Origin of the sequence: Dapis brunnea BLCC-M229, from assembly GCF_050015995.1 — a bacterium.
Lineage (GTDB): Bacteria > Cyanobacteriota > Cyanobacteriia > Cyanobacteriales > Microcoleaceae > Trichodesmium.
On record NZ_JBNHEP010000178.1, the window covers coordinates 22785 to 29309 of the forward strand.

The 6525-nt window shown below is 39.0% G+C and carries 4 protein-coding genes; 3 read left to right on the forward strand and 1 reads right to left on the reverse strand.

All coding sequences use genetic code 11. From position 1 onward, the window contains the following. Window positions 1–78: 78 nt before the first annotated feature. The 3 genes from ACP6PM_RS20335 (at window position 79) to secA (ending at window position 5428) form a co-directional block, all read left to right on the forward strand. On the forward strand, window positions 79–732 hold the full coding sequence (locus tag ACP6PM_RS20335; RefSeq protein WP_426587811.1) for a hypothetical protein: 654 nt from the start codon (window positions 79–81) through the stop codon (window positions 730–732). 119 nt (window positions 733–851) lie between these two features. Further along, window positions 852–2129, forward strand: coding sequence for an MAC/perforin domain-containing protein (locus ACP6PM_RS20340; protein WP_426587813.1), 1278 nt, complete (start codon window positions 852–854; stop codon window positions 2127–2129). A 488-nt stretch (window positions 2130–2617) separates the two neighbouring features. Next, a complete protein-coding gene (gene secA / locus ACP6PM_RS20345; RefSeq protein WP_426587815.1) occupies window positions 2618–5428 on the forward strand; it encodes a preprotein translocase subunit SecA in 2811 nt (936 codons plus the stop codon). A gap of 443 nt (window positions 5429–5871) precedes the next feature. Here the strand turns inward: secA and ACP6PM_RS20350 are convergent, their stop codons facing one another. Continuing rightward, complete coding sequence (locus ACP6PM_RS20350; RefSeq protein WP_426587817.1) at window positions 5872–6012, reverse strand: hypothetical protein; 141 nt, start codon at window positions 6010–6012, stop codon at window positions 5872–5874. Between the last annotated feature and the right edge of the window lie 513 nt (window positions 6013–6525).

The window sequence follows — 6525 nt, forward strand, 5'->3', positions numbered from 1 at the left end:
TAGTCGCACAAGAGATCCCAATTACATAAATTGGTATCAGTTATCGTTTAAGGAATTCAAAAAGGGAGAAAAAGCACAATGAGTGATGAAGAAAAACTAAAAGGCAGTAAATGCGAATATTTTAAAGATCGCGACCTACAAGTAGAGGTTTCTTTGAATGAGGGTCTAAGTAGTGAAGATGATCGTATATACCACAAGCCTACTCTAGTTAAACTTAACCAGGAAGGAGAAAATACATGGTACTTTGATTACGTGGTCTTCTTATGGGAAGGTTCGTACATCTCATTTACTATTACATCGAAAGGTCCTTGTGGATATGGTTTTAAAATATTTACAATAAAAAATACGATAGTCAATAGACTCTATGTTGGTAATGAAGGTAATGGGCAGGAATTAAAAGTCCCAATCAATAGATACAACAATGAAGGAGATCCTATTTTAGTTAAAGATTTTCAGTACTTGGATAACCAGATAAATAGCAATGTTTTAAGAAACCACTTGGTTAATGTTGTCACATGGCCTATTTATGGCTATGAAAAAGATAATTATAAATATCGTCCAGGACTTGATCGGGTCAGGCTCGGAAGTTCTAATTCACAGAAAAAATCTACAATTATCAGTAACATAATAGAGGATAGGGACAAATTAAATTTGATCACCAATGGCTCTATCCATATGTTTTTCTACGTACTCAAAGAAAACGAAAAGATCGAAGATATATGTGAGTTGTGAAGTCCCGCACTATACTCGCCAATTTGACTTTTGAGACGTAATTCATTTGATGATTAGTATTGATTGAACTAAATTCATCATATTTGTATCGACGGAATTATTAAGGAGAAAAATCTAAAATGACAGAAGACGGCACAGAAACAAACAATGGGGGTACTAACTCACCTATAGTACCGGAAAATATTCATCTCAAATTAGAACAAATTCCACCTCCATCTGCACCACCAGATTTTTTTCAAGATTTAGCTGTACAGACTATAGATACAGAGAACAAAATAACGAAAAGGGATGATTTGTACAGAAGATTGCAATTAAAAAAGGCTCTTACCGTTAGCAAAATTCAGTCTGAGGATGAAGATTGGGTCATTTCAAAAGCATTCAAGGAAGCTATTTCTTGGGGGCCTGATGATAAAAACCCTGATCATCCTAATTGGATCGTACCTAGAAAAAAAGCATTCTTCACAGTAGATGTCCAAAAAAGTCTTGTAGCTCATCAAGTAGGAAAATTTTTTTCAAAGGGAAGTAGTAGTCAAGAACTCAGTTTATTTGGTAGTTTAAATTCAGATTCAGAAGGTGAATCTTTTGAAAGTAGCTCACTAAGTTCAACAAGTAAGAGCTACCTGCTTGCAGAGTATACAATACCGAAAGTGATTCTATCTATAGATTGGGATAATATTGGATTGGTCGACTATTTTAAGACTAAGGTTAACACGGCTTTAAGTGATAATGAGTGGTCTGGCTTTGTAAAATTAAATTATCTTTTGAATGAATATGGTTACTTTGTCCCATTGAAATTTATGATCGGGGGTAAGATATCTGCGCAAAGTGAGGTAAGTTCACAGATTGATTCTAATTCAAAACAATATAGCTCCTTTCAATCTTCCTTTGCATCTAGCCTAGGTCTCTTCGGCGCTGAAAGTGAAGCGAGTAAAGAATCAGAAAGTGAGAAAATGGCTAGTCAAAATGCGTCTAGTCAAAGCAGTATGGAGTTGGAATACTACGGTGGCCTCGGATCGGCAGCAATAAATCCTATGGGATGGATGATGTCTTTGAACTCTTACGTAACATGGACAGTCATTAAATATTCTGAGCTTGTTCCTATCATCTGCTTTTTTGAGGAAGACTTAAGAAATAAGGCGATTCGTGCATTTATGCGTTATTCGTATTATCCAGACACTGATAAACCGTTGTTACTAAATGGGATTTCTTATGCTAGTCTGGCTTTAGACTTAATAAGTAAGAGGAGTTTCTTCCAGGGAGATCCAGATACAAAACCACTAAAACCAACAACGCCATTTTTTAACCAGAAAAAGCCGAAGAAATTTAACCTATTATTCTCATACAGGAAGAATACAGAGTCTCCCAGTTCGGATAAAGAAGATTCATCTCAACCATAAATACAGTGTGCTAGTTAGGTTTCCCTAAAAGTAGGTGTACCGGAGCCTTTAAGTTTTCCAGTATTCCCAAATTCCTCAAAACTTGATTCGAGTAGAATTGTCTTGTGCCATGACTCTGCCTCAGAACCTACATTCTGTAATTCAAATATAATACACTGAGAATAGACAAGTGGCGGGGAAATTACCTGAATATTTTGAGTCTAAATACTCATACTCCTGCTAATTATCGCCTTAAGTAATATTGGGGTGTCGGTGAGCTTTGTTCACCGACACCCCAAATTTTTCCGATCATAAAACCTATCCCCAATTGGCCGTGGTTTTAGACCCGTGAATTTTTGATAAAATAATTGATACCCATTTTTTAACAACTAAATAGTTCTAAACTGACTAAACTCAGATAAGATTTATATTGACAAAATAAATAAAAAATGGTACAAGAAACAGCTATTTTGACAGTTAATAATTGGAATTTAACTTAGATAATAACTATGTTCAAAAAACTTCTGGGAGACCCCAACGCACGCAAACTCAAGAAATTTCAACCTTGGGTGACAGATATTAATATTCTTGAGGAAGATATTCAAAAGCTTTCAGATGAAGAGCTGAGGGCAAAAACAGGAGAATTTAGACAAGCTCTAGAAAAAGCCAAAACTAAGGATGAAGAAAAAGAAATTTTAGAAGAAATTCTACCAGAAGCTTTTGCAGTAGTCCGAGAAGCAGGAAAGCGAGTCCTAGGTATGCGACACTTTGATGTCCAACTATTGGGGGGCATTATTTTACATCAAGGCCAAATAGCAGAAATGAAAACTGGGGAAGGTAAAACTCTTGTTGCTACTTTACCAGCATACTTAAATGGTCTAACAGGTAAAGGTGTCCATGTAATTACTGTTAATGACTACCTAGCAAGACGGGATGCGGAATGGATGGGACAAGTGCATCGGTTTCTGGGTCTAAGTGTAGGGTTAATTCAGCAGGGTATGAACCCAGAGGAACGGAAAAGAAATTATGCCTGCGATATTACTTATGCTACTAATAGCGAAGTTGGATTTGACTACTTGCGTGATAATATGGCAACTACCATGGATGAAGTAGTACAACGTCCGTTTAATTTTTGCACTATTGACGAAGTTGACTCAGTATTGGTAGATGAGGCACGAACTCCTTTAATTATTTCTGGGCAGGTAGAAAGACCGAGTGAAAAGTATATTAAGGCAGCAGAAATTGCAGCAGCTTTAAGTAAGGAAAAGGAGCATTATGAAGTAGATGAAAAGGCAAGAAATGTTTTATTGACTGATGAGGGTTTTGCTGAAGCGGAACAATTATTAGGAGTACAAGATTTATATAACCCAGAAGATCCTTGGGCGCATTTTGTATTTAATGCTTTGAAGGCAAAGGAATTATTTATCAAAGATGTTAACTATATTGTGCGTGATGAGGAAGTGGTTATTGTGGATGAGTTTACTGGTAGGATAATGCAGGGGCGACGTTGGAGTGATGGTTTGCATCAGGCGATAGAAGCAAAAGAAAGGGTAGATATTCAACCAGAAACCCAGACATTGGCAACTATTACTTATCAGAATTTCTTTCTGCTTTATCCGAAATTATCGGGAATGACGGGAACGGCAAAAACGGAAGAAACAGAATTTGAAAAGATTTATAATTTACAGGTGACGATCATACCTACGAATAAACCAACTGGTAGAAAAGATTTATCAGATGTAGTTTATAAAACGGAGGCAGGAAAATGGAAGTCTATTGCTCAAGAATGTTCAGATATGCACGAGGAAGGTCGTCCAGTGTTAGTAGGTACAACGAGTGTAGAAAAGTCAGAGTTACTATCTAGGTTACTGGGTCAACTGAAAGTTCCTCACCAACTGCTGAACGCTAAACCAGAAAATGTGGAGCGGGAATCAGAAATTGTAGCACAAGCAGGTCGTGGCGGTGCGGTGACAATTGCAACGAATATGGCAGGTCGAGGTACAGATATTATTCTGGGTGGAAATGCTGAGTACATGGCAAGGTTGAAACTACGGGAGTATCTGATGCCTAGAGTTGTGAAACCAGAAGATGATGATGCTATGGGTATGATGCGTGTAGCAGGAGCGAAAAAGTCTAATTCAGCAAAAGGTTTTGACCCTCAGAAAAAGGTGAAAACCTGGAAAGTTTCGCCTCAGATATTCCCTGTTAAGTTGTCACCACAAACTGAGGGAATGTTGAAGTCAGCAGTAGATTTTGCGGTGAAAGAGTGGGGTGAAAGAGCGCTACCAGAATTGGTGGTGGAAGATAAAGTGGCGATCGCTGCGGAAAAAGCTCCGACTCAAGACTCAGTTATTCAAAAGTTGCGCGAAGTTTACAACTTGATTCGCAAAGAATATGAAAGCTACACAGACAGGGAACATGACGGAGTAATAGAGTCTGGTGGGTTGCACGTTATTGGTACTGAGCGCCACGAGTCACGCCGAATTGATAATCAGTTGCGGGGGAGAGCGGGGCGACAAGGAGACCCGGGTTCGACTAGATTTTTCTTGAGTTTGGAAGATAACTTATTGCGGATTTTTGGTGGCGATCGTGTTGCTGGAATGATGCAGGCGTTTGGGGTTGAGGAGGATATGCCAATTGAATCTGGGTTATTGACTCGTTCGTTGGAAGGTGCCCAGAAGAAGGTGGAAACTTATTATTATGATATGCGGAAGCAGGTGTTTGAGTATGACGAGGTGATGAATAATCAACGTCGGGCGATTTATGCGGAACGCCGACGGGTATTGGAAGGTAGGGATTTGAAGGAACAGGTGATTAAATATGCGGAGCAAACTATGGATGATATTGTGGAGGCGTATATTAATCCTGAGTTGCCTTCGGAAGAGTGGGAGTTGGATAAGTTGGTAGATAAGGTAAAGCAGTTTGTGTATTTATTGGCAGATTTAACTCCGGAGCAGTTGTTCGATCTGTCGATGGATGAGATTAAGACTTTTATGCACGAGCAGGTAAGGAATGCTTATGATATTAAGGAAGCGCAGGTTAATCAAATTCGTGGTGGTTTGATGCGGGATGCCGAACGTTTCTTTATTTTGCAACAAATTGATACTTTGTGGCGGGAACATTTGCAGCAGATGGATGCGTTGCGCGAGTCTGTTGGTTTGCGGGGTTATGGGCAAAAAGATCCGTTGATTGAGTATAAGAGTGAGGGTTATGAGTTGTTTTTGGATATGATGACGGATATTCGTCGGAATGTTGTTTATTCTATGTTCCAATTCCAGCCGCAACCTGCGGTGCAGACTACGGCAGCGGAGACGGTGTGAACAACCTAACCCCCCAACCCCCTTCCCTGGGAGGGAAGGGGGGGAAGATTCTCCGTAATCCAGTAGTGGATTGTTTCAGCTAAAATAGTGTATTAGAGTTGTCATTGTGAGCGACAGTGTTTGCGAAGCATTCCGTCAGGAAAGCAATCTCAGACCAATTTGCTATTGCACCATTTAAGATGAAACGGTCCACTACTGTGGTCTATTCAAACGATACCAACCGACATGATATTAGTTAAGGACTTTTCACAGGTTGTTAGATCAACCCGCCCCTAATGGTTTAATTAACACCCTGGGGCGGGTTTGTATAAAGTGTGAGAGTAAGCATGAAAATTCTAGCTAAAACCCGCCCCTACTAATGTACTATTTTAGGTGAAACACGCCACTACTACTATTAGACATCTCCAAGAATCAAAAATAGAATCAATTCTTATCCACAGGACTTACGCAAGACCACTATATCTAGTAGGGGGAACGGCAGTTTCGCTGCCGCGACATGAACCGTTAGGCGATCGCCTCAAGAAAACTACTATTTTTCGTTTTAATTTTTTGAGGTTGGCGATCGCATTTAATTGCTTCTCCACCCAACATTAATAGAGGAGATTAAAGAACTGTGAATGAAATCATCACTCTTTAAGCCTTTTAAAAAAATCCCCCAACAACACTGTCTACCTGAGGAGTGTCGGCTCAAACAGATACTAACTCTCGATAGCTTTGGGATAATAGAGTTGTTGGAAGTCCCTTAATCAAAATAAAACTGAAAAATGAAAAATTGACCCCACTTGTTGGCGGAAATAGGTTAACCTATTTACGCCTAGTTAAAAAGATCCCAAATGGGTTTTCTATGGTATTTTTGCGTAAGTTCTGATAATGTTAAAATCACTTTTTTGCGGTAATTTTTCGATGTTTTAAGGATTTTTCTAAATAACAAAACCAATGGATTTGCTTTTTTCAAAACAGAAGGGCGTTTTTCTGGTTCTCGGAGATATCGGTAATACAGAAAAACTTCTTGGTAGCGAATATTGACATCTTCTCCTTGGCTTAGTGGGACTTACACAACTTAACTGGTAAAATTAGACTATAATGCTTGGTCTACA